This is a genomic window from Thorsellia kenyensis (assembly GCF_042432445.1).
GTDB classification, from domain to species: domain Bacteria; phylum Pseudomonadota; class Gammaproteobacteria; order Enterobacterales; family Thorselliaceae; genus Thorsellia; species Thorsellia kenyensis.
Window position 1 is genome coordinate 1 of record NZ_JBHLXE010000017.1, and the last position, 712, is coordinate 712.

Consider the following 712-nt stretch of genomic DNA (forward strand, 5'->3'; position numbering starts at 1 on the left):
AGTGATGTCGCCCGAGCTGAGGTTACCTTGGAGGGTACCTACATCATCGATTAACTGCACATTAGCAAGATTCATTGCCGGTGGCACAAAGGTATCGACTTTAATATTAAAGGCCGGGCTTTCTGCACTGACGTTACCTGCTGCATCTGTCACTGTGATCACAAAGCTATGAATGCCATCATCTAACTCAATCGCTTTATAAGTCCATGTACCATCTAAGCCCGCTTTAACAATACCCACAACCTGACCATTCGATTTATCATAGATGGTCACAGTTCCACTCGCCTCTGCTTTACCACGCAGTACTGGAGAGGAATCATTCGTTAAGCCATTTTGTTGAATAGGCCCTAATTGTGGTGGTACGGTGTCTTCAACTGAATCAATACTACCTACGCTTGGTGCGTTTGTATCAACATCAACGTTGAAGTACGCTTTAACAATATTGCCCGACTTACTTGTCGTTCTGATTTCATAGGTATGTTTGCCATCACCAAAGAATGCACTTGGGATGTTAAACGTCCAGCGGCCTGTCGCATCCGCCACCGGTGGATTCACACCACTTAATGGAATGCCATTTTCTAATATTTCAATCACAGAGCCAGGCGTCGCAGTACCGACTAATACAGGCGTCTTATCATTAGTTAAACCATTATTCTTAATTTGTACCGTGGCATTGTTCTCATTGCCAAAGTTATCTTCAAGGTAATCAACA

General features: G+C 43.7%; 1 protein-coding gene. It reads right to left on the minus strand.

What is annotated here, in order from left to right; translation table 11 throughout:
- Positions 1-712: Ig-like domain-containing protein (locus ACFFIT_RS02015; RefSeq protein ID WP_385875912.1), on the minus strand; the 712-nt coding region annotated here is incomplete at both ends.